Source organism: Nocardia sp. NPDC051832 (genome assembly GCF_040681285.1).
Classification (GTDB): Bacteria; Actinomycetota; Actinomycetes; order Mycobacteriales; family Mycobacteriaceae; genus Nocardia.
Genome location: NZ_JBFAYL010000006.1, coordinates 1 through 22878 on the forward strand (window position 1 = coordinate 1; position 22878 = coordinate 22878).

Consider the following 22878-nt stretch of genomic DNA (forward strand, 5'->3'; position numbering starts at 1 on the left):
ACCCGAACACCGATCCTTCGGACAAGCCACAACCCGGACCCACCCAACAGGCTAACCCCGCACCCGCATCCACGGCTTGACAATAAAGGGGTGCCACTATCGTGCGTTCGCCGAGACCGCGATCATCTCTGCCCGTTGAGCTTCCGGCGACCGTGCTGGCCGCGGCGAACCGCGGGGTCGCGGCAGAAGCCCTCGCCGAGTCTGCCGGGCTGGCTGGCGCTGGCCCTCACTCTCGTGACGGGGACGGCCTCCGAGGCTAGCGGGAGGCCATGGACGTGAGCGGGATTCAGTTCCGTCGCCGTTTGCCGATGCCGTCGCAAGTCACGCAAGGCGCGCGCCGCCGGCCGACGGTTCAGAGTCATCGTCGTAGACATCGGTCCCTATGTGTCCAGGCTGGCACGCGCGGCACTCCACCGCTCGATGAACTCCCGGCCGTTGATCCGCGCAAGACCGGCCAGCGTTTCGGCTGGCGTGGCGACCTCGGGGTGAACTCCGTACCGCCGCTCGTAAGCGCGTACCGCATCCAGCCCGCCGTGATCCCGGGCGGCGAGTGCCTCAGTCAGCGACGTGGCAGCGGTGTAGGTCAGGTTCGGACCCACCGCCTCGATATGTCGGGCGACCCAGCCCGCCGAATCGATTTCGTCCCAACACGTGACGTCCTCGAATTGCCAAGTCACATAACGGAAACTGACAGCGATGAGGGTTCGCCATGGTGGGTCTGTCTCGACGGCATCCCACCGCTCGACGCTGGTGTAGTCCTCATCCCACGCCACCAAGGTGCCATAGCGTTCGATGTCTTCGCGCGAATCCTCGTCGCTTTCAGTGTCGCTGTCGATGTGTTCATCGTCGCGATACATGTGAAGTACGCCCGGACTGTGGCGCACGATCCGATACACCGGCTGCTCGATCCCCTCTGACATCGACACAGCCTAATCGAAGCCTGCTCGCCGGCCGGGCCCCTCGAGCCGGGCCGCGCGGGTCGCGAAACATCAACGAGCCGAGGACCTTTTGCGCCAGCCGAACGCACGTCGGCAAAGACTTGCGTTCGGCGGGCGTCAGATGTCCTTCGCCAGTCGATCTTCCCCGCGCCCGCGTTGGCCGATGCGAAACCGCGCGGCGGGTTGCGGCGGAAGAGTGCATTCGCTGTCGAAGGTCATCGCGTCGGTCGCAGGCTCACCGCTAAGGCCAGGCATGATTGGGCTCATGCCTACCGTGTCTGGCGAGCCAGAGGGAGCCGAATCCACTCCGAGTTTCGCCCCGCAGTGTCGCCTGGTAGCCGAGTCGAGCCGGTACACGTCGAAAGCGGTGCGAGATCTGCGCTACGACGGTGATCTCACCATTGCCATTCAGGGGCCCAGCTTCTCGCACGCCCATGTGGTGTTCCGTCGCCCAGTAGGTTTCCGGGTACTGGATGAAGGCGACCTCACCGAATACTGGAACACCTACAGCGAACCGCACGGCTGGTTGTGGGAAGTCCTCCGAGGCGGCTGGCTCGACCTCGAGCGGCAGCGCCCCACCTTTTGGCGGGGTGAGCAAGATGGACTTCGCGAATACTTCCTCGTGGACGAGGACTGCATCAACGTACTCACCTGGGAGCCACCCGAAATCATCGATCTTGGAACCGATCCCACGGTCACCACAGATTGATACTCGACTCGGCTGTGTGCGTTCGTGAGCCCAACCGTTGGCCAACCGAACCGCACGCCCAGCGGCCCAACCCGAGCGTCGGCGCGTCGGCAACGGCCCGTACGGCCGACCCCCGCACTCATCGGGTTCGCTCACCCTCGGCCACCCGGACAGTCCAGTGCAGAGGCTTTCTCCACTACTCGGGAGAGATAAGCAGGCCATCTCGCATCGCCCGCACCGTCACACCCGGCACCGGCTGCCCGCGATCGACAAACGATGCGGCCCACCCGTCCGGGCCGTCCAGCCAATGCAACAACCAGGTCCCCGGATGCCTCGTATCCACGACAACACCCGGCGCGCGCTGCGCGTCATGAAACGTGTAGCCCGGAAACGCTGCCCACACCGCCTGCAACACCTCCCCCGCCTGGTCCGCGGTCACCCGCCGATCCAACCCTGCGAGGAGTGCGGCCTGCTCAACATTCGTGTGCTGCGCCGACCTCCGCAGCTCCTTCCACACCGCAATCACATGATCCGGATCCAGGTCTGGCCATGCCGCACCAATCGCCGCGACAAAGGTGCGCTCCGCCGTCCGCAGCGCCTGCTCCGCCGCCTCATACGCCCGCGATGCCAGCAAGGCGTGTTCGCTCCGACGGTGTTGCTCATCCATAGCGGCAAACCTAGACGATAGGGGTGACACAGCACTGTCGCGAGCCTCGGGCATCGCCCAGTTCCGCATCAACCAAAATCCCGGCCTGGCCGCGGCTCCAGTCCATCGACCCCCAACGCGGTGCCCGCCAAAACCTCCGGGCAGCTGACACACCAGTAGCGAGATCAGCACCGGTCACGGTTCCTCTCTGGTCGGCCAGGCCTGACGAAATCGAGGGCGATCACAACTCCGGCAGGAACTCAGGGAGCTGACCCGTCACAAGCGGGCCTTGCAAGCGGAAATTCAGTTTGTTCGATCGGCCTGTTTCCTACGTGCGCAGGGCGCGTTCGAGTCCGGCGGCCACCCGGTCCAGCGGCTCGGTGGTGCCTTCGGTTCGGCACAGGACGAGTGCACCTTCCAGGCCGGCGATGAGCAGCGTCGCGAGGTTCGTCGCATCGGGTTCCTGAATGCCGTTGCGTTGCAGACAGTCCCGGAAGGGCTGTTGCCAGCGGCGGAAGACGTCACGCGCCGCGCCGAGCAGGCCGGGATCATCGGGACCTGCACCGAGGGCGATGGCGGCGATCGGACAGCCCGGCGGATAGCCGCCACCGGTCATCACCATCTTCGCTCCGGCGAGGATCGCCCGCATCGCCGGAATGGGCTCCTGGCGCGCGCACACCATCTCGATGGCTGGCCCTACCGTGGAATCGGTCAAGGCCAGAACTTCTTCGGCCAGTTCGGTCTTACCGCGCGGGAAGTGGTGATAGATGACCCCGCGCCGGGTTCCCGCACGCTCCACGATCTCGCGAAATCCGGTGGCCGCGTACCCCTGTCCACGAAACAGCAGTGCCGCGTGGCGAACCATTCGCATCCGGGTATCTCGCGCCACCACACTCCTCCGAACCACCGCCGTTTGACTAGGACAGTAGTCCTAGAACATACTCGCACCCTACTTCTAGGACGAGTGGCCTAGAACGGCGGGGAGCATTCCAGCACCCGCACCCACCGAGAGGACCCCCCTTGTCGTTCGCCGATTTCCGTGCCCTGGCCTTGCGTTATGTCAGCGCGGTCCTGGCAACCCCTTTGCAGTTCTTCGTGTTCGCGTTCGGGGCCTGGTTCACCGCCAACGGCGTCATCGCCTTCGGGATCTACCCCGACATGGCCTTCGGGGGCCACATGAACTCGTGCACGATCCAGTTCCTGGGCTTCATCCCGGTCACCGTCAACGGCTGGCACGCCCTCTTCCACCTGCTCACCGGCCTCGCCGGGCTCGCTCTCGCGCCGGTGCGCCGCGGCGCGCTCGCCTACAGCTGGTTCTGCGGGCCGTTCTACCTTCTCGTCGCCGCGCTCGGATTCGCGGGCGGTGACCACGTCTTGCACATGATGGCTGTCGACACCTTCGGCAACATCGTGCACACCGTCGAAGGTGCCCTCATACTCGCCGCCGCCGCACTCGCCACCCGCCGCATCGCCACCCAGCACGCCTGAAGACACGCCATTCGGCAAAATCGCGCGTTCGCCGGCACCAGAAGGCTTCGGCCGTTGCTCTTCCCGCACGCCCGCTCAGGCGAGTTCAAACCGCGCGGGTCGCGGCATTCTCGCTCACTCGCCCTGAATGAAAGTCAGCACACATGAGCGAGGGGTATACAACTGCCGAGTTTGCTCAATGTTCAAACAGCCGAAGCCATTCGCGGCCTATCTCGACGTCCTCGGCGGTGACCAGATGACCAACCGGCAACATGTGATGGCTCACAAGCCCTCCAACAGCACTCAGCTGCTCGGCCAGCTTCTGGCCGTCCCCGGGTGATCGGCGGGCATCCTGCGCGCCGTCGACAATCAGGACCGGAGTGCTGTCCAGGCGGCAACCAGGCTCGTGGATGAATGGTGACAGTGGTCGGAACAAGATCGCTCCAGCCAGTCGACCGGGACGGCTCAGCAGCATCGCCGCCGCCATGATTGCTCCGTTCGAAAAGCCGATGGCGAGGGGTCGTTGGGTGAGTTTGTAGTTGGTGCAAGCGGTTTCGAGGCAATCTGCCAGCACCGGAACCCGGGCCGCGATGTCCGTCTCGTCCACCCGGCGATCCGGAAGCCGATGAAAGAAGGCGTAGCCCTCGCCCATGTCGACGGTCCCGCGGATGCCGAGCCTGGTTGCGCCAGGTGCCAACTCTCTGGCAAGGGGCATGAGATCGGATTCGTGTCCATGTGAGCCATGCAGCAGAACAACCGGTGTCCGAGTCGTGTCGGCACCGACTGCAAAGCTGACGGTGTGTGCCAGTTTCGACATGACCGCAAGACTATTGGGAGCGATTCGTGCCGGCTCCTCGGCATGATGGGCGCTCGGCGGGCTGCGGCCTAACCGGTTCGGTCAGCGCGATCAGCAGCGGATGAGTGAGTTGGCCTGGCCCGCCGTGGACATTGTCGGCTGTAGGTTCAGTGCATGACGGCAGCCCAGTTCCCACGCCTGGCGGAAGAATTTCCAGATCTCGCCACTGAGATCGCCGAGCTGCTGAAACCCGAGAACACAGATCTGGCGGGGATATCGATCAGCTGGGAATCCCGACACTCGTGGCCGAGGCTTGGCGGTCGTTCAGCGGAATCTACGTGCAGCACGAACGCCTTCCCAGGTCTCTGCCCGAAGCTGCAGCCGCGCTGAAGGCATGGACGTCGATCGAAGGTTTGACCGGTGCTGACAGAGGTTTCGACTACCTGTTCGCACCGGTCACCGCAGATGGCGGGTGCCAGTCGCGGGATCGCAAAAGTGACGATGATCTCCAGGCCGCCTGCCCGGTGAAACATCGACTCGCGATGAACCGATCCGACCAGCATGGATTCCAATCACGCAGATAGCTACCCTATGTACGTTAATCACGCACCTGGCGTAGCTCTGCTCATCGGAATTCTTGTGCTCACCACCCTCGTGGTGGTGACACTTCGGTGGCGCGGCAAGTCCTGGCTCGTGGTGGTGCTCGGTGGTGCGGCCGCGGTGGTCATCGGCTACGTCGTGGGCCAGGCGGCAATCCCTCTGATTTGGTGAAGACCGTTGCCCATCGACTAGCCGGCGAGGAGTTCGGGGTGGTTGACGCGGCGGTGCTCGAGCCAGGGTTCGCCGCGGTCCTGTTCCGACATCGCCAGCAGGGTGCGCAGTTTCGTCCAGGCGGCCTCGTTGGTGGGGGTGTAGATCTGGACCCAGGAGCCCGGGACGGCGGGTAGGGACATGGAAGTGACGAACATGTCGAGGTCGCCGACGGCCAGGTTGCGGACGGTTTTCACGCGGCTGATCGGGACCGCGACATCGTTGCGGGCCCACATGGTCGCGAAATCGGGGCTCTTGGTGCAGAGTTCGTCGATGAACTCCTGCCAGCTCGGGTCGTGCAGGTTCTTGGCGTAGGCGCCGCGCAGGTAGGCGACCATGCGGCGGAGGTCGTCCCAGCTGTGGTGATAGGCGTTGCAGCACTTGGGGGTCAGGAAGACGCGCTTGGCGATGTTGACGTCGGTGATCACGTCGCCGACGGCGCGGATCGGGCACAGTGATTCGTAGGAGTCGTTGTGGGCCAGCAGGTCGTAGCGGGCGCTGAGCAGCACCGCGGGCAGTGGCGCCAGATGATCGAGGATGACCTGAAGTTCCTCGGGCAGGCCGGTTTCGGTGTGCGGGCTCGGGATCGTGGGCACGCCCGCCAGACGGTAGACATGTGAACGTTCGGCGGCGTCCAAGCCGAGCGTGCGGGCCACCGCGTCCAATACCTGCACGCTGACGTTGATTTCGCGCCCCTGCTCCAGCCAGGTATACCAAGTGACGCCCACACCCGAAAGCTGAGCGACCTCTTCCCGCCGCAGCCCGGGCGTCCGCCGTCGCGGGCCCGGCGGCAACCCGACATCCTCCGGAGTGATGCGCGCCCGCCGCGACTTCAGGAAGGCGCCCAACTCGTTTCGCTGCGCCTTATTCAAGGCCCGCGCATCTCCCACTGTCGTCACCCACCGATCGTCGCCGATCCCTCTCGGCTTATCCAGGTGCTGTCAGTACTAGTTTTGCCGGGCACCTGTTACCGGTGCCGGGCTTCAGTGGGAGAGCTTCAGGCCGAGGACGCCGCCGATGATCATGAGCAGGAAGAGGACCTTCAGCACGGACAGGGGTTCTTCGCCGGTGGCCATCGCGTAGACGACCGTGAGGACGGCGCCGATGCCGACCCAGACCGCGTAGGAAGTGCCGACGGGGAGGTCGCGCATGGCGTAGGCCAGGCCGGCCATGCTGCCGAGCAGGGCAACGCCGAACACCACGGAGGGGACGAGCTTGGTGAATGCTTCAGATTTGCCGAGGGCGGTGGCCCAGACGGCTTCGAGGACTCCGGAGAGCGCGAGAACGATCCACGACATGACTGGCCTCCTGGGCCGTCTTGTCGCACACCGGGTACAGCACCCCTCGTCCGGGAGCCCGGTGTTTCGGGCTCATTACCAACTTCTCACAGCCGCCGATGGGGGGCAATGTCAGACCGGTCACCCACACTGCCGCGTTCCAGCGCGGCCACTCACAGCCTTGTAGCAATTATCTAGCAAACAACGATATTGCGAGTAAAACTTAGAACGCACATCCCACAGGAACCACGATGACCACTCTCCCGCTTATCACCGCTTCAGCCTCGCTGCTGGCCGCCGCATCCGTGCTCGCTGGACACGGTGGCAACGTCGACGTCGGGCAGCGGCTCGACATCGCACAAGCTCAGCAGACGTGCCATTCCTCCTACGATCCGTGCGTGCCCGTCACCAGCGACGTGGACTGCGCGAATGGCAACGGGGACGGCCCTGCCTATACCGGCCCGGTGCGGGTGATCGGGCCGGATGTCTACAACCTGGACGACAACGGCAACGGGGTCGGGTGCGAAGCCGTTTAGTCAGAGGATTACGCGCTCCGTCGCTGTACGTTGTCGACTCATATCCAGGTGCTGCCAGTACTAGTTTTATTGGGCTCCTGTTACCGGTGCCGGAATCGGCACATGCTTCGAGGCATGACACAGACTTTGCCGGCGCAGCCCGTGCCGGTTCCGCTGACAGCTCCGGAGGCAGCGCCTGCTCTGGATTCACGACGTACATTCGGCATTCTGGCCATCATTCTCACCGGGCAGTTCATGGCGGTGCTCGATTCCTCGATCGTCAATGTGGCGATACCTTCGATTCGCAGTGACCTGAATACCAGTGGTTCGGCGTTGCAGTTGATTGTTGCCGGGTATGTGATCGCCTATGCGGTGCTGCTGGTGACGGGGGCTCGGCTCGGTGACCGGTTCTCGCAGCGGCGGGCGTTCGTCGCGGGGCTGGCGCTGTTCACGATCGCCTCGCTGGCGTGTGGTCTGGCCTGGGACGAGGCTTCGCTGATCGTGTTCCGGTTCGTGCAGGGTGTGGGTGCGGCGGCGATGGTGCCGCAGGTGATGACGTTGATTCAGCGCACGTTCACCGGCACCGCGCGGGCCAGGGCGCTGAGCATGTATTCGGCGATCATCTCCGGTGGCGTGGTGGTCGGGCAGGTGCTCGGCGGGTTGATCGTGTACCTGGATCTGTTCGGCAGCGGCTGGCGCGGGGTGTTTCTGGTGAATGTCCCGATCGGGGTGGCGCTGCTGGTGCTCGCGCCGCGGGTGCTGCCCGCCGGTGGGCCGCGGTTCCAGCGCAAGGTGGACGTGCCCGGGCTGGTGACGCTGACGGTGTCGGTGCTGCTGCTGGTGTTGCCGCTGGTGCTGGGGCACGAACAGGATTGGCCGTTGTGGACCTGGATTCTGCTGGGCGCCAGCGTGTTCGGGTTCGCCGGGTTCGTCGCGATCGAACGGTGGGTCGCGGCGCGCGGCGGGGCGCCGCTGTTCGCGCAGCGCGCGCTGCGGGCGCCGGGGCTGTTGCTCACGGCGGCAACGCTGTTCGTGATCATGTCGACCTTCGGCGGCTGGATGTTCGTGATGGCGATCCATTTGCAGAGCACGCTCGGATACAGCGCGCTGCACGCGGGGCTGCTGTTCATTCCGATGGGGTTGACGTTCGCGGTGGCGAGTCTGCGCTGGGATCGGATTCCGGCGCGGTTCCACGCGCCGATGATTCCCGCCGGCTTGGTGCTGGCCGCGGCTTCGATGGTGACGCTGGGGATGCTGCTGCGGGACGGGTCCGATTTCGGCCCGGTGGGCTGGATTCTGTTCGGGCTCATGGGAGTCGGCAACGGGCTGGCGTTCAGCCCGCTGATGACGCGGACGCTGGCGAAGGTGCCGATGGAATTGGCGGCCGACGCCAGCGGGATTCTGGTCACCAACGTGCAGCTCGGGGTCGTGGTCGGGATCGCGGTGTTCGGGACGGTGTTCCTGGGCTCGGCGGGGACGACCACGTTGTCGGCGGCGCACGCGCTGGGTGGGACGGCGGTCGCCGAGGGAATCGTCGTGCTCGTCGCGGCGGCCCTCGGAGCCCGCGCCGCCCGCTGACGAAGCGTTCGTGAGCTTCCGGGGGTGCGGTCAGCGCACCCCCGGAAACCCGCTGAACAGGACCTGAAACACCGTGTCCCCGTTGAGATTCACCGAGGTCGACGGAAGAAACGGCGCTCCGACATTCGTATCCGTCACCAGATAGTCCGTATGCGACCCCGGCACGAAGTCGGCAGCCCCGAAACACTGCGGCCCGCCGCTCGCGTTCACCTTCGGTAGATCCTGCGGGTATCGGTAAGGCGCGGAACCCATTTGCAGGTTCGTGTTGAACGACGCCCCGGGCCGCAGGCCGCCCATCAGCCGCTCCCCGAACGGCAAGGTCACCGCGATGCCGTTGATGACGCACGCCAGCGCCGTTCGGTACCCGCTCAGCACCGAGGTGGTCGGCCGCAAGTAGTCGAGCGCCTGCACCAGCGGCCGCTCCCCCTCCCGCAATACCGTCGCTCCGGTGTCGGCGAGCCCGATCAGACTCGCCAGTACCGCGTCCAGATCCGCCGTCCGTTCCACGATGGTCCCGCTGGTACCGGTCACATTCGCGGTGCTTCGCAACAGATCCGCCACCGTCTCCGCATACAACCGGGTCACCTCCGCGGTCGCCGCGAGATCTCGTTGCAGCGCGGGCAAGCTCGGATTCAGCTCGCGCAGTAGCGCATCCGAGCCCGTCAGCAGCTCGCCGAGTTTGTCGCCCCGCCCCTCGAGCGCGACCCGCAGTGCGGTGACAGTCGCGTTCAAATGGACCGGGTCGACCTTGGCGAGCAACGCCGTCAGATGCTCGAACACCGTATTGAACTCGACGGTCACCGATTCCGCGCGCAGCACCGCACCCGGCCGCAACGATTCCCGTGCCGGTTGTTCCGGCGCGGTCATATGCACGAACTTCGCCCCGAAGACGGTGCTCGAGCGAATGTCGACGCGGGCGTTGGCGGGCACCAGCCGCAACTGGTCCGGATCCAGCTCCAGCCGCAACCGCACCCGTCCGTCCACCCGGTCGACCGCCGCCACCCGCCCGATCTGCACACCCCGGAACGCCACTTTCGCATCGGGATTCAGCACCAGCCCACTGCGCGCGGTCTCGACGGTCACCGCGGCCGTCGGCACGAACCGTCCCGAGTACATCGACAGCACCAGCACGACCAGCGCGACGAGAAAGCACACCAACCCCGCGCCCGCGACTTTCAGGCGCAGTACCTGCCAAGTGACACGGGCGAATTCGCGCCACGTTCTGGTCTTCGCTGTCGAACCCATCGGCTCTCCTGGTGAATCACCTTGCCCGCCAATCGGACCCATAGTACTGTCCAGACAGGTGTCCATCTGTCGTTTCGGGCAGTCTTATCGGGAGGATTTCCCATGACCCTGGTCAAACCCCGCCGGGTTTCCCTGCACGACGCGTCCGGGCCGGAGCCCGAGCACGGCCACCTCGACGAATTCCGCGAGGATCCCATCGGCCTGATGCGCCGGGTGCGCGCGGAATGCGGCGATGTCGGGGCGTTCGACCTCGCCGATAAACGCGTGATCCTGCTGTCCGGCGCCGAGGCGAACGAATTCTTCTTCCGTTCCGGCGACGAGGATCTGGATCAGGGCGCGGCCTATCCGTTCATGAAGCCGATCTTCGGTGACGGGGTGGTATTCGACGCCCCACCGGAGCGCCGCAAGGAAATGCTGCACAATTCGGCGCTGCGGGCCGAGCAGATGCGCGGCCATGCCGCGACCATCGCCCGCGAGGTCGAGCAGATGCTCGGGAACTGGGGCGACGAAGGCGAAATCGACCTGCTCGACTTCTTCGCCGAGCTGACCATCTACACGTCGTCGGCGTGCCTGATCGGCAAGAAGTTCCGCGATCAGCTCGACGGCCGTTTCGCCCGGCTCTATCACGACCTGGAGCGCGGCACCGACGCCCTCGCCTACGTGGACCCGTACGCGCCGATCGAAAGCTTCCAGCGCCGCGATGCCGCCCGGATCGAGCTCGTCGCCCTGGTGCAGGAGATCATGGATGGCCGCAAAGCCAATCCGCCTGCGGGCAAGGATGATCGGGACATGCTCGACGTGCTGGTCTCGGTGCCCGGCGACGACGGCGAACCCCGGTTCAGCGCCAGCGAGATCACCGGCATCTTCATCTCGATGATGTTCGCCGGCCACCACACCACCTCCGGCACCGCCGCGTGGTCGATCATCGAACTGCTCCGCCACCCGGACTTGATGCGCACCGTGGTGACCGAATTGGACGAGCTCTACGCCGACGGCTCCGATATCAGTTTCGGCGCCCTGCGCCAGATTCCGAATCTGGAAGCGACGCTGAAGGAGACGCTGCGGCTGCATCCGCCGCTGATCATCCTGATGCGGGTGGCGCGCGGCGATTTCGAAGTGTGCGGACATCGGATCGAGGAAGGCGATCTGGTCGCGGCGACTCCCGCGGTCTCGAATCGGCTCGCCGCGGACTTCCCGGACCCCGAGAGGTTCGATCCCGGCCGCTATATCGACCCGAATCAGGAAGACCTGGTCAACCGCTGGACCTGGATCCCCTTCGGCGCGGGCCGGCACCGCTGCGTCGGGGCTGCCTTCGCGCTCATGCAGCTCAAGGCCATCTTCTCACTCCTGTTGCGCGACTGGGAGTTCGAGATGGCTCAGCCCTCGGAGAGCTACCGCAACGACCACTCCAAGATGGTGGTGCAGCTCCAGCAGCCGTGCCGGGTCAAGTACCGCCGTCGCAGGTAGGCCAGGCGTCTGCACGGCGAACGCACCTCCCGGAAACACCGAACGGGGCAGACTTGTTGGCGGCGAAACATTCCCTCTACTGCCAGCTCGGGAGGACACCGTGCACGATCACAAGCCACAGGCGGAACACGAATGGTTGCGCAAGCTCATCGGCCAGTGGACATTCGCCGGTCTCATGGAAATGGGTCCGGGCGAGGAACCTCAGACCGACACCGGGACCGAGGAATTCGCGGCGTTCGGCGAGTATTGGGTGCGCTCGAGCGGGGTCGGGCAAGGACCGGACGGGGCCCCGGCTCAGTGGAGTCTCAGCCTCGGGTTCGACCCCTGGCGGGAGAAATTCGTGGGGAACTGGGTGTCGTCGATGGGCCCGCACATGTTCGTCTATGAAGGCGTGCTCGACGCGGGTCGCACCGTGCTGACGCTGGACAGCGAGGGACCGTCCATGGTCGACGAGAACACCCTCGCACGCTATCGGGACAGCATCGAGTTCCTCGCAGACGACCATTGGGTGCTGCGCTCACAGACGCTCGGCGACGACGGAGCCTGGACCCAATTCATGGAGGGTCATTACCGGCGGACCACGTGATCGCTCCGTAGCGGAGGTGTCTCCTCCGGATTGAGGTAGCCGGCTACTCATGATCCGGAGCCTGGCCGGGCGCACCGTGGTATCAGCCGCGCGGCGTCTCCCAGGCGCGGTCCTCGCACAGAAAGGACCGACAGACATGTTCAGCACACCGACCTACTCGCTCGGACGTTTGCGTTACGCCGTGATCGTCGCCCTGGCAGGGGCCGCCGTGGCCGGATCGACGGCCGCGGTACACGCCCAGCCGCCCCCGCCCCCGCCCACCACACCGACCGTCTATCTCAGCCTGGTGAACAACACCTCGCGCCGGCTCATTCTGCGCGTAGCCAAGATCGAGAAGGGCGGCCCGTTCGTCGTCTCGCCGCCGCAGATCATCGATCGGGGCGCGCGGGCCGTGTGGCACCAGGGTTCCAGCCACAACGGATTCTTCAGTACCGGTCACGTCAATTACTCGGTGGAGAACGCCGGGCCCGCTTACGCGGATATCCAGTGGAATGTCTCCCATGGCGGCACTTTCGACGGCCGAGCCGGCGGCCTGTTCACGATGCAACGCACTGGAGTGACCCACAATTCGGCGGATTTCCGGCTCAATTGCATTGCGCCGACCTGCTGACCAGCCGGAACGTAGCGCGCCCCGACCCGGGCGCGCCACGTTCGCGGCGGGCGCTCACGCGTAGCGCACCTGCCAGCTCTTGATGCCGTTGATCCAGCCGGACCGCAAGCGCACCGGTTCGGAGACCTCGGTGATGTCGGGCATGACTTCGGCGATGGCGTTGAACATCAGATCGATCTCCAGCCGCGCCAGATTCGCGCCGACGCAGTAGTGCGCGCCGGTGCCGCCGAAACCGACGTGCGGGTTGGGGTCGCGCAGGATGTCGAAGGTGAACGGGTCGGTGAAGGCGTCCTCGTCGAAATTGGCCGAACTGTAGAACAATCCGAGCCGGTCCCCCGCCTTGACCTGCGCGCCGCCGAGTTCGACGTCCTGGGTGGCGGTGCGCTGGAAGGCGTTCACCGGTGTCGCCCAGCGCACCACTTCGTCGGCGGCGGTTCTGGGGCGCTGTTCCCGGTAGAGCTCCCATTGGTCGGGGTGGTCCACGAATGCTTTCATGCCGTGCGTCACCGCATTGCGTGTCGTTTCGTTGCCGGCGATCGCCAGCAGCACCACGAAGAAACCGAATTCGTCGGAGCCGAGCGCCTCGCCGTCCAGGCCCGCGTGCACCAGCGTGCTGACGATATCGCCGACCGGGCTGGCGCGCCGCTGCTCGGCCATGTTCCAGGCGTAACCGATGATTTCAGCGAATGCCATATTCGCGTCGCCGTACTCCGGATCATCGTAGTTCAGCGTCGAATTCGACCAGTCGAACAGTTTGCGCCGGTCCACATCGGGCACCCCCAGCAGCTCCGCGATCGCCTGGAGCGGCAGCTCGCACGCCACCTGCTGCACGAAATCGCCGCCGCCGGACTTCTTGGCCTCGTGCACGATGCGGGCGGCGCGCTCGGTCAGCGCCGCCCGCAAGCCTTCCACCGCCCGCGGCGTGAAGCCCTTGGTGACGATGCGCCGCGTCCGGGAATGCTTGGGCGGGTCCATGTTCACCAGCAGCGCGCCGGTGAGTTCCATTTGTTCCGGGGTGGTGTCGTTGGGCAGCCGGATGATCGCGCCTTTGCGCTGCGCGGAATACAGCTCCGAGTTCCGGGAGATCTCTTTCACGTCCTCGTGCCGGCTCACCACCCAGAAGCCGCCGTCCCGGAAGCCGCCCGAGGTCTCGTCGGGTTGCGCGTTCCACCACACCGGCGCGGTGCGGCGCAGCAACGCGAATTCCTCGACGGGACTTCGCTGTTCCCACAGTTCGGGGTCGGTGAAATCGAAACCGGCCGGAAAAGACGGAGCCGCCATGGCTGCCTCCTTCTAGGGCCCGGCGCACTACGGGCTCAGCGCAAGCGAGTTCGACGCATGAGCCGCAGCGACGCCAGGGTCATCTGCAACTGCTTCGGGTAGGGCATGCCGTCGCGTGCCGCCAGCACCTGGCGTTTCTGCACGCCGACGTTGATGGTGTCGGTGTATTTGAGGAGACCGTCGTCGCCGTGCCGGGCGCCGACCCCGGAGTTCTTGACCCCGCCCGACGGGGTGGCCTTGGACGCGTAGGTGGTGACGAAGCCGTCGTTGATGTTGATGTTGCCGGCTTCGAGCTGGGCGGCGATCCGCCGGGCCCGGGCCGGATCTCCGCTCCAGACGCTGGCGTTGAGCCCATAGTCGGTGTCGTTGGCGAGCCGGATCGCCTCCTGCTCGTCGGCGAACTTGTAGACGGCGGCGACCGGGCCGAAGGTCTCCGCGCGCGCGTGCGTCATCTCCGGGGTGACGCCGGTCAGCACGGTGGCCTCATAGAACGCGGGCCCGATGTCGGGGCGCGGCTTGCCGCCGGTCAGCACGGTGGCGCCCTTGGCGCGCGCGTCCTCGATGTGGGCGGCGACCCGCTCCATGTGCTGCACCGACACCAGCGACCCGAATTCGGGGGTGTAGTCGTAGCTCGCGCCGATCTTGGCGTTCAGATCGGCCGCGGCGGCGACGAATCGGCGCACGAACTCGTCGTAGCGGCTCTCGTGCACGTAGATCCGCTCGATGTGCATGCAGGCCTGCCCGGAGTTGGCGAACACCGCGAAGGTCGCACCTGGAATCACCTCGTCGAGGTTCGCGTCCGCGCACACGATCAGCGGGTTCTTGCCACCGAGTTCCAGGCTGCACCCGATCAGGTTGCGGCCCGCTCCTTCGCCCACGATGCGGCCGGTGGCGGTGGAGCCGGTGAACATCACGAAGTCGGCGTTGTCGATCAGCGTCGGCCCGACCTCCGGGCCTTCACCGCACACCACCTGGAACAGTCCCTCGGGCAGGCCCGCCCGGTAGAGCAACTCCACGCCGAACAGCGCGCAGAGCGCGGTCTTGTTGTCCGGCTTCAGCACCACCCCGTTGCCGGCGATCAGCGCGGGGATCGAATCCGACAGCGCGATCGCGAACGGGAAGTTCCACGGCGCGATCACCGCGACCACACCCTTGGGGCGATGCTCTTCGGTGGAGCTGGTCAGCACCGGCAGCGGGCCGCCGCGACGCTTGGGGCGCAGGGTCTTTCGCGCGGTCTTGAGGTAGTGGCTGATGACCATCGGCACATCGCAGGACTCCTCGACAGCCATCCGCCGGGCCTTGCCGCAGCCGACTTGGATCAAGTCGGCGGTGGTCTCGCATTCGGCGAGCAAGAGTTCGTGCGCGCGTTCGAAGACCGCGAGCCGACGCTTCACTGGCCAGGACGCCCATTCCCTTTGCGCGGCACGGGCCTTGGCGTAGGCGGCGGTGATGTCTTCCGGCGTGGACTGCGGCAGCGAGCCGACGGTCGCGCCGGTGTAGACCTCGATCATTTCGTACGGGTCGGCGTCGCTCGCGACGACCATGCCGGTGAGCCGCGCGATCAGCTCGGGCGTGACCCGAGCCGGTAGGGTGGCCGTGGTTTCGGTGGTGCTCATAGCGTTTGCCTCCATCGGGTACGCGGAAGTCGGGCGCGGATGTCCGCGGATCATTCCACCTGATAGGTCGGCTCGTGCTGTGCCGCAAAGTCTTTGGCCCAGCGATAGTCGGGTTTGCCGCTCGGGGAGCGCACGACCTCCTCGGCCAGCCAGATCCGGCGCGGCACCTTGTATCCCGCCAGATGCTTGCGCACATGCGCTTCCAGATCGCCGAATTCCACCCGCCCCGAAGCCGAGACGACCGCGGCGACCTGCTGACCCCACCGTTCGTGCGGCATACCGATCACCACCGCGTCGTAGACGGCCTCGTGCGCCTTCACCACGGCCTCGACCTCTTCGACGAACACCTTCTCCCCACCGGTATTGACCACCATGTTCCCGCGCCCCAGCAGCGTGATCGACCCGTCGGATTCCTTGCGGGCCCGGTCGTCGGTGATCACCATGCGCGCGCCGTCGACGGTCTTGAACAGCTTCTCGGTCTTGACCGGATCCTTGTAGTAGCCCAGCGGCACCGCGCCGGTCTTGCCCACCCAGCCTTCCGCCCCCGGCCCGACCGGATGACCGTCGTCGTCGACGACGACCGCCCCGCGCCCGGTCTGCACCCGCGGACCCCGACTCGGGTTGTCGTCCTTCTGCGCGACACCGATGCCGCCGAAACCGGTTTCGGAGGACCCGATGGAATCGGTGACCATCGTCGAAGGGAACATCTCCAGCAGGGTGTTCTTCACCGGCTGCGACAGCAGCGCCGCGCCGGACCCGATGGCGAGCACCGAGGATTCGACCGGGCGCACCCGGTAGGCATCGATCAGCGGCCGGGCCATGGCGTCCCCGGTGATGACAAGCACCTGTGGTTTCCGCCGTTCGATCACCTCCCAGATCCGCTGCGGATCGAATTTCGGCTCGAAGACCACCGCGTTGCCGGACCACAGCGCGGTGAAGGTGGGCATCATGGCGGCGGCGTGGATCAGCGGCGGCAGGACGAACCAGGTCATCTGGGGGTTGCCGGAACCCACTCGGGACTGCTGGAACTCGTCGGCGACGGGCTCGTTGGTGTAGAAGTCGATGCCGCCGCCGAGGACCCGCCACATGTCCTCCTGGCGCCACATCACGCCTTTGGGCAGGCCGGTGGTGCCGCCGGTGTACATCATGAACAGATCGTCGGCGCTGCGCGGCCCGAAGTCCCGGTCCGGGGCGCCGGCCGCGAGCGCGTCCGCGTACGGCGTTGTCCCGCCGCTGCTTTCGCCGACGACGATCAGCTCGCGCAGCGACTCGACCTGGGCGGCGGCCGGGCGCACCGCGGCCTCGTAGGTGTCGTGGTAGACGAGCACCTCGAGGTCGGCGTTGTCGTAGACGTAGCGCAGTTCGTCCGCGCCGTACCGGTAGTTGATGTTGATCGGGACCGCCCGGATCTTGAAGCAGGCGATCAGCGTCTCCAGGGTGGCGATGCCGTTGTGCATCTGGAAGCCGACGTGTGTGCCGGCCCGCACGCCGGTCGAGGCCAAATAGTGCGCGAGCCGGTTGGCGTTGGCGTCGAGTTCGGCGAAGCTGACCTGCCGGTCCCCTTCGATCACGGCCACCCGGTCCGGCATCGCGTCGGCGGAGTGCTCGTACAGGTCGGCGAAATTATTGGCCATGGTTCTTCCTTGTCGTGCGTTACCGCACGGTCAGCGGCAACGGAATGCCGCGATCGGTGAAAGTGAAGGCGGCCCCCTTGCTGAACCGGGTGATCGCCACCTCTGTAGCTTCCCGGAAAGGCGCTGTCCCGAGGGCAATTTCGACGCTCCAGCCGAACTCGTCGGCCTCGACCGCACGGACGTAGGCGCACGGGTTCACCCCGCGCACCATCGCCTCCAGCGGTTGCAGGTGGCCGGGGTCGAGCAGGGCGGGCCACACCCCGTCCGATTGCGCGCCGCTGCGGCGCGGCAGCCGGATCGATACCGAGTCGGGGGTGTCGGTAATCTGGATACCGGTGTAGGACAGCGGATTCCACGCCGGATGCACGCGCAGCACAGTGGCAAGCCCGGCGGTGTCGTCACCCAGATCCAGTGCGGCGCGCAGTCGTTCGGAGGTGATCCCGGCGATGCCGGTGAACTGTTTGCGGCCGATCTCGGCCGCACGGTCGGTGCGGGCGCGGACCGCGATGAGAAAGCCCAGGGCCAGCAGGTGCTGCTGCAGGCAGACCTCGTCGGCCAGGCGAATCAGCGCCGATCGGGAGAAGTCCGCGAAACGCAGATCGCTGAGCAGCGGGCCCGCATAGTCGGACCGCCCCTCGTCCTCCGGATCGATATCGGGCAGTTCCAGCTGCGCCGCAAACGAATTCGCGACCTGATCGGAGTTCGCCGGCACCGGCGGCGGTTCGTGCGCCGGATCGATGGTGACCCGCCAGGCGCACATCGGATGCCGGTCGGCCGGGGTCCGCGGCGGCCGATGGATCGGCCGGACCTGGGCGTGCGGATTGGTCGCCAGCGCGGTCGCGTCGAAGGTCGGGTCCTCCATGTCGTGGCACATCGCGACCACGAACTCCTCGCCCATCGGCTCCACATCGAGCAGCGCCCCGCAGTGGTCGAGCCAGAATTCGCCGTGATCGTGGTCCTCGACGCGATACCGGAAGTCCATGAACTGCGGTGGCGCGCCGATGTCGAGCTGCAGGCCCTTGAAGATCGTCTCGACCCCGTCGCCTTCGATACGCAGGGCGCGGCGCATCCGCCGGGTGTAGACCGGGCTGGCCACCTGCCATTCCTCGATCGCGACCGCGGTCATGCCGGGCCGGCCGAACGCGGCGATGCAGTGCGCCATGCCGGACCGGTCGATGAGGTGCCCGCACAGCAGCAGCTCCGGGACCAGGCGTGCGAGAGTGGCCCGGTCGAGCTGGCCAAAACTACTCACCACAGCGGCGCCGGTCCTTCGCCGACCGGATACCAGCCGGGCAGCGGCCCGGCGACCGAGCGCTGGATGCGTTTCTGCATGCCATCCGAGAGCGCGTTGTTCTGGATCATCTCCAAGAACATCGCCGAGACGTTGCCGAAGTCGAAGAAGTCACGCTGCCAGGACCATTGGAAGTCGCCGCCGTAGCGGAACCAGCTGCCGCCGATGCCCTGCGGTGAGTAGTGCGAACCGTCCGGGCGGGTGCGTTCGCTGATCTGCTTCCACAGGCCGATGACGGTGCCGCTGCGTTCGTCGACCACGAACTCCTGATAGGGGTAGGTCCAGCCCTCCAGGCCGAACATCTCCTGGCCGAGGGCGAGCTCGCGGATCTCCGCGCGCCCGACCGCCATGAACTCCTGGGTCGGCCCGTAGTTCCAGCCGTAGGTGGCGTCCTCGGTGTACATCTCGGCGAGCGGTTTCCAGTCGCCCTTCTCCTCGCAGCGCTGGTTCTCCACCAGCCAGCGCTGCACCATGTCGTCGAGTTCGGTGCGGGGGTAACCGGTCATCACCGGGCTCCTTCGGTTCGGTTCTCGGTCACGATCGAGAGCGCTTGGGTCGGGCAGTACCGGACCGCGCGCTGCACGTCGGCGGAATCGGCTGCGGGGTCGGCGATTTCGACCTTGCCGCGCTTGGGGACGCTGAAGACATCGGGCGCTTCGTCCTGGCACACCGCATGCCCCTGGCACAGATCCAGATCAGCGACGATCTTCATGGCTGGTTCCTCCCACGGGGATCAGGCGTCCGCCGGCCGCAGCGGCGCTTCGGGCTGGACTTCGACGAGCACCAGGTGCGCGCCGCGGGGGACGCTGACCACCGCGACCACCGCGGCCGCCAGATCCTGGGCGCGCAGCATGTAGGCGTGGCGGGCGAATCCCCACTCCTTCCAGGCCTCGAGCATCGGGCCGACCACCTCGGGGGTCGAATTCATGCCCATGCCGGTCAGGGTCGGGCCCGGCCGCACCAGCGACGCCCGCACGCCGGTGCCTTCGAGTTCCATGCGCATTTGCAGAGCCATCGCCTCGAGGCCGGATTTCGCGGCGCTGTAGGCACCGGTCCGCGGCCGGGGTTCGGGGGCGCAGTCGGAGCTGATGAGCACGACATCGCCCCGCTGCCTGGCGATCATGCCCGGGAGCACGCGATGGGCTAGACGATGCGCGCCGCCCAAATGCACGGCGATCTGGTGCAGGAACCGCTCAGGATCCATCTCGTGCACCGGGCCGAACTCGATATCGCCCGCGCCGGAGACCAGGATCTCGGTGGGGCCCAGTGCTTTTTCGGCGGCGCTGACGAAGGCGTCGACCGACTCCGCGTCGGTGACATCGAGGCGGTGCGCGAACGCCGTTCCGCCGTCGGCTTCGATCTTCTCGGCCAGTTCCGCGCACTTGTCGACCCGGCGGGCGCCGAGGGCGACCGGATGTCCGAGTTCGGCGAGCGCGACCGCGGTGGCCGCGCCGATACCGGAGGAGGCGCCTGCGACGAGGGCGGGCCGGCGATCCGGGTTGGGTTCGAAACGGGGCATTTACCGGACCTCCACGGTGATGGGTAGTTTCGCGAATCCGCGGACATTGCTGGAGTGCACGCGTTCGATCCCGGCGTCGGCCACGTCGTAGGCGCGGACCCGCGCGGCGAATTCCCGCAGAGCGACATTGGTTTCCAGGCGGGCCAGGTGCGCGCCGAGGCAGAAGTGCACGCCCGCACCGAAACTCGTCAGCGCCGCCTTGTCGGTGCGTTCGATCCGGTAGGCGTCGCCGTCGGCGAAGACCTCGGGATCGCGGTTGGCCGAGCCGATCAGCAGCAGCACCTTCGACCCGGCGGGGATCGTGCCGTACGGGTAGTCGATATCGGTGGTGGCGGTGCGGGCCAGGATCTGGCTGGAGGTGTCGTAGCGCAGGGTCTCCTCGACCCAGTCCGGGACCAGATGGTCCTCGGCGGCCACCTTGGCGTACTCCCCCGGGTGCTTCGCACCCCAATACAGCGCGTTGCCAAGCAGTTTCGTGGTGGTCTCGTTGCCCGCGACGACCATCAGGAACATGAACCCGATGATCTCCTCTTCGGTGAGGTGGTCGCCGTCGGCTTCGGCGCTCAGCAGGGCGGAGGTCAGATCGTCGGCGGGGGTGCGGCGGCGTTCGGCGACCATGTCGGCGTAGTAGCCGATCAGGGTCATCGAGGCTTTGGCGGCGGCCATGGGGATGTCGAGGACGCCGTCTTCGCGGTGCACGACCAGGTCGGCGAGGCGGCGGATCTCGGCGCGGTCCGCGACGGGGACGCCCATCAGTTCCGAGATCACGTCCATCGGGAGTTTGCCCGCGACCTCGTCGATCCAGTCGAAGGACCCGCGCTCGAGCGCGGGTTCCAGATAGGACAGCGTGAGTTCCCTGATGCGGCCTTCCATTTCGGCGACCCGCTTGGGCGTGAAGCCTTTGAAGACCAGCCGGCGCAGCCGCAGATGCCGCGGATCGTCCATCGCCAGGAACGACATCACCCGGTGGGCGTGCGGGCCGTAGGCGGCCGGATCCAGGGAGACGCCGTTGGCGCTCGACAACCGCGCCGCGTCACGAAAACCGTTGGCGACGTCCACATGTCGCGACAAGGCCCAGAAGCCGAGTTCCGGGTTGTGATACAGCGGCGCCTCGGTGCGCAGGCGCTGGTAGGTCGGGTACGGATCCTCGTGGAAGCGATAGTCGTACGGATCGAAGATCAACGGCTCCACCGACGCGGTTGTCATTGCGCGCACCCCACTTTCGAGAACACGTTCTCGCTTATCGACAGGCTCTGACCGCTAGTGGGAGACACATAGCTGGACATGTGTCTGGACGGTACCAGCGGGCCTAGGCTTCGACAACGATTCGACCGGATTCTCAGAAGAATTCGCAGCCGAGACCTGTTTCTGCAACTCGTTCTTGCGCCATTTCCGCAGTCCGGACTATATTCCGTACACATGTCCAGACAGGATCGGAGTGTGCATGAGCAACCTGCTCCCCGCCGGGGGTGCGCCACTGCTGGTCGGCGGCAAGCTGATCGACGGCGGCAACGGCGTTTTCGCCACGACCAACCCCGCCACCGAGGAGGTGCTCGGCCAGGCCGCTGACGGGAACGCCGCCGACCTCGACGCCGCGATCTCCGCCGCGCGCACCGCCTTCGACGACACCGACTGGTCTCGCGAGCACGCCTTCCGCGCGCACTGCCTGCGCCAGCTGCGCACCGCGCTGGAGGCGAATATCGAAGAGCTGCGGTCGATCACGGTCGCCGAGGCGGGCGCACCGCTGATGTTCACCCGCGGCCCGCAGCTGGAAGGACCGGTCGCGGACCTGGAGTACGCGGCCGGACTCGCCGAAACCTACAGCTGGGAAACCGATCTCGGCACCGCGACCCCGATGGGCATCCAGAGCCACCGGGTGCTGCGCCGGGAGCCGGTCGGCGTGGTCGGGGCGATCACGCCGTGGAACTTCCCGCACCAGATCAATTTCGCCAAGCTCGGGCCCGCGCTCGCGGCCGGAAACACGGTGGTGCTCAAGCCCGCTCCGGATACGCCGTGGTGCGCGGCGGCGGTCGGCGCGATCATCGCCGAGCACACCGATATCCCGGCCGGCGTGGTGAACATCGTGACCTCGGCCAACCACGCGCTCGGATCGATCCTCACCGAGGACCCGCGGGTCGACATGATCAGCTTCACCGGGTCCACCCAGACCGGGCGGGCGGTCATGCGGGGCGCGGCGGCGAACCTGAAGAAGGCCTTCCTCGAGCTCGGCGGAAAGTCCGCGGCCATCGTGCTGGACGACGCGAATCTCGCCGCCGCAGTCGGGGTTACGGCATTCTCGGTGAGTGTGCACGCCGGACAGGGCTGCGCGCTGAGCACCCGGCTGCTGGTGCCGCGCGCGGTCTACGACGAGGCGATCGAGGTGGCCGCCACGACCTTGCGCGGCATCGTGCCCGGCGACCCGAGCTCGCCGGGCACGGTCTGCGGGCCGCTCATCTCCGAACGCCAGCGCACCCGGGTCGAGCGGTATCTGCAGATCGCGCGCGCCGAAGGCGGCCGGATCGTGGTGGGCGGCGGCAGGCCCGCCGGACAGGACCGCGGCTTCTTCCTCGAACCCACCCTCATCGCGGACGTCCCGAACAGTGCGACGGTGGCGCGCGAGGAGATCTTCGGGCCGGTGCTGGTCATCATCCCGCACGACGGCGACGACGACGCCATCCGCATCGCCAACGACTCTCCCTACGGCCTGTCCGGTTCGGTGTGGGGCACCGATCCCGCACGCCTGCGCCACGTCACCGACCGGGTGCGCACCGGGACGCTCAGCGTCAACGGCGGCGTCTGGTACTCCGCCGACGCGCCGTTCGGCGGCTACAAACAGTCCGGCATCGGACGCGAGATGGGCATCGCCGGGTTCGAGGAGTACCTGGAAACCAAGCTGATTTCGACCGCAGGATAA

The 22878-nt window shown here is 66.5% G+C and carries 23 protein-coding genes and 1 riboswitch; of the genes, 8 read left to right on the forward strand and 15 right to left on the reverse strand.

Features of this window, described 5'->3' with window-relative positions; translation table 11 throughout:
* Positions 1-380: 380 nt before the first annotated feature.
* Positions 381-920, reverse strand: a complete 540-nt coding sequence (locus AB0M14_RS32430) for a hypothetical protein (RefSeq protein ID WP_365002077.1) — start codon at positions 918-920, stop codon at positions 381-383.
* 283 nt (positions 921-1203) lie between these two features.
* Here AB0M14_RS32430 and AB0M14_RS32435 point away from each other — a divergent pair, with 283 nt between their 5' ends.
* Positions 1204-1647 carry a hypothetical protein gene (locus tag AB0M14_RS32435; RefSeq protein WP_365002080.1) on the forward strand — a complete coding sequence of 148 codons (444 nt, stop codon included), beginning with the start codon at positions 1204-1206 and terminating at the stop codon, positions 1645-1647.
* Between the two features lie 175 nt (positions 1648-1822).
* Here the strand turns inward: AB0M14_RS32435 and AB0M14_RS32440 are convergent, their stop codons facing one another.
* Positions 1823-2293: a hypothetical protein gene (locus tag AB0M14_RS32440; protein WP_365002083.1), complete on the reverse strand. Its 471-nt coding sequence runs from the start codon at positions 2291-2293 to the stop codon at positions 1823-1825.
* A 307-nt stretch (positions 2294-2600) separates the two neighbouring features.
* Positions 2601-3137 (reverse strand): TetR/AcrR family transcriptional regulator, encoded by a 537-nt coding sequence (locus tag AB0M14_RS32445; RefSeq protein WP_365002085.1) that lies wholly within the window; start codon positions 3135-3137, stop codon positions 2601-2603.
* A 155-nt stretch (positions 3138-3292) separates the two neighbouring features.
* On the opposite strand from AB0M14_RS32445, the gene AB0M14_RS32450 reads away from it, so the two are divergent.
* Positions 3293-3760 (forward strand): DUF4383 domain-containing protein, encoded by a 468-nt coding sequence (locus tag AB0M14_RS32450; protein ID WP_365002087.1) that lies wholly within the window; start codon positions 3293-3295, stop codon positions 3758-3760.
* Between the two features lie 175 nt (positions 3761-3935).
* Here AB0M14_RS32450 and AB0M14_RS32455 read toward each other — a convergent pair whose 3' ends face one another.
* The 3 genes from AB0M14_RS32455 to AB0M14_RS32465 form a co-directional block, all read right to left on the reverse strand.
* The gene (locus AB0M14_RS32455) at positions 3936-4556 is read right to left on the reverse strand and encodes a hypothetical protein (RefSeq protein WP_365002089.1); all 621 of its coding nucleotides are present in this window, start codon (positions 4554-4556) and stop codon (positions 3936-3938) included.
* A 767-nt stretch (positions 4557-5323) separates the two neighbouring features.
* Positions 5324-6244, reverse strand: coding sequence for a helix-turn-helix transcriptional regulator (locus tag AB0M14_RS32460; RefSeq protein ID WP_365002092.1), 921 nt, complete (start codon positions 6242-6244; stop codon positions 5324-5326).
* Between the two features lie 84 nt (positions 6245-6328).
* Positions 6329-6643 (reverse strand): multidrug efflux SMR transporter, encoded by a 315-nt coding sequence (locus AB0M14_RS32465; protein ID WP_365002095.1) that lies wholly within the window; start codon positions 6641-6643, stop codon positions 6329-6331.
* 9 nt (positions 6644-6652) lie between these two features.
* Positions 6653-6720: riboswitch (guanidine-III (ykkC-III) riboswitch) on the reverse strand.
* 153 nt (positions 6721-6873) lie between these two features.
* Here AB0M14_RS32465 and AB0M14_RS32470 point away from each other — a divergent pair.
* Both AB0M14_RS32470 and AB0M14_RS32475 read left to right on the forward strand, forming a co-directional pair.
* Positions 6874-7158 carry a hypothetical protein gene (locus AB0M14_RS32470; RefSeq protein ID WP_365002097.1) on the forward strand — a complete coding sequence of 95 codons (285 nt, stop codon included), beginning with the start codon at positions 6874-6876 and terminating at the stop codon, positions 7156-7158.
* 114 nt (positions 7159-7272) lie between these two features.
* On the forward strand, positions 7273-8715 hold the full coding sequence (locus tag AB0M14_RS32475; protein WP_365002100.1) for an MFS transporter: 1443 nt from the start codon (positions 7273-7275) through the stop codon (positions 8713-8715).
* 30 nt (positions 8716-8745) lie between these two features.
* On the opposite strand, the gene AB0M14_RS32480 is transcribed toward AB0M14_RS32475, so the two are convergent.
* Positions 8746-9960 (reverse strand): MCE family protein, encoded by a 1215-nt coding sequence (locus AB0M14_RS32480; protein ID WP_365002103.1) that lies wholly within the window; start codon positions 9958-9960, stop codon positions 8746-8748.
* A gap of 102 nt (positions 9961-10062) precedes the next feature.
* Here AB0M14_RS32480 and AB0M14_RS32485 point away from each other — a divergent pair, with 102 nt between their 5' ends.
* From AB0M14_RS32485 to AB0M14_RS32495, 3 genes are all read left to right on the forward strand, one after another.
* Positions 10063-11427, forward strand: coding sequence for a cytochrome P450 (locus AB0M14_RS32485; RefSeq protein WP_365002105.1), 1365 nt, complete (start codon positions 10063-10065; stop codon positions 11425-11427).
* A 100-nt stretch (positions 11428-11527) separates the two neighbouring features.
* Complete coding sequence (locus AB0M14_RS32490; protein ID WP_365002109.1) at positions 11528-12013, forward strand: DUF1579 domain-containing protein; 486 nt, start codon at positions 11528-11530, stop codon at positions 12011-12013.
* Positions 12014-12149: 136 nt separating this feature from the next.
* Positions 12150-12623, forward strand: coding sequence for a hypothetical protein (locus AB0M14_RS32495; protein WP_365002112.1), 474 nt, complete (start codon positions 12150-12152; stop codon positions 12621-12623).
* Between the two features lie 54 nt (positions 12624-12677).
* On the opposite strand, the gene AB0M14_RS32500 is transcribed toward AB0M14_RS32495, so the two are convergent.
* The 8 genes from AB0M14_RS32500 to AB0M14_RS32535 are packed head-to-tail and all read right to left on the reverse strand — an operon-like array spanning position 12678 to position 21170.
* Positions 12678-13904 carry a cytochrome P450 gene (locus AB0M14_RS32500; protein WP_365002114.1) on the reverse strand — a complete coding sequence of 409 codons (1227 nt, stop codon included), beginning with the start codon at positions 13902-13904 and terminating at the stop codon, positions 12678-12680.
* A 35-nt stretch (positions 13905-13939) separates the two neighbouring features.
* Entirely contained in the window at positions 13940-15520 is a 1581-nt protein-coding gene (locus tag AB0M14_RS32505; protein ID WP_365002118.1) for a succinic semialdehyde dehydrogenase, read from the reverse strand.
* Between the two features lie 50 nt (positions 15521-15570).
* Positions 15571-17154 carry an acyl-CoA synthetase gene (locus AB0M14_RS32510; RefSeq protein WP_365002120.1) on the reverse strand — a complete coding sequence of 528 codons (1584 nt, stop codon included), beginning with the start codon at positions 17152-17154 and terminating at the stop codon, positions 15571-15573.
* 19 nt (positions 17155-17173) lie between these two features.
* Positions 17174-18409: a hypothetical protein gene (locus AB0M14_RS32515; RefSeq protein ID WP_365002123.1), complete on the reverse strand. Its 1236-nt coding sequence runs from the start codon at positions 18407-18409 to the stop codon at positions 17174-17176.
* Positions 18403-18951, reverse strand: a complete 549-nt coding sequence (locus tag AB0M14_RS32520) for a nuclear transport factor 2 family protein (RefSeq protein WP_365002126.1) — start codon at positions 18949-18951, stop codon at positions 18403-18405. Before AB0M14_RS32520 ends, AB0M14_RS32515 begins: the two co-directional genes overlap by 7 nt.
* Positions 18951-19157, reverse strand: coding sequence for a ferredoxin (locus AB0M14_RS32525; protein WP_365002129.1), 207 nt, complete (start codon positions 19155-19157; stop codon positions 18951-18953). Before AB0M14_RS32525 ends, AB0M14_RS32520 begins: the two co-directional genes overlap by 1 nt.
* Before the next feature lie 21 nt (positions 19158-19178).
* Positions 19179-19964 carry an SDR family oxidoreductase gene (locus tag AB0M14_RS32530; protein WP_365002132.1) on the reverse strand — a complete coding sequence of 262 codons (786 nt, stop codon included), beginning with the start codon at positions 19962-19964 and terminating at the stop codon, positions 19179-19181.
* A complete protein-coding gene (locus tag AB0M14_RS32535; RefSeq protein WP_365002135.1) occupies positions 19965-21170 on the reverse strand; it encodes a cytochrome P450 in 1206 nt (401 codons plus the stop codon). It lies immediately after the preceding gene.
* Between the two features lie 238 nt (positions 21171-21408).
* Here AB0M14_RS32535 and AB0M14_RS32540 point away from each other — a divergent pair, with 238 nt between their 5' ends.
* Positions 21409-22878 carry an aldehyde dehydrogenase gene (locus AB0M14_RS32540; RefSeq protein WP_365002138.1) on the forward strand — a complete coding sequence of 490 codons (1470 nt, stop codon included), beginning with the start codon at positions 21409-21411 and terminating at the stop codon, positions 22876-22878.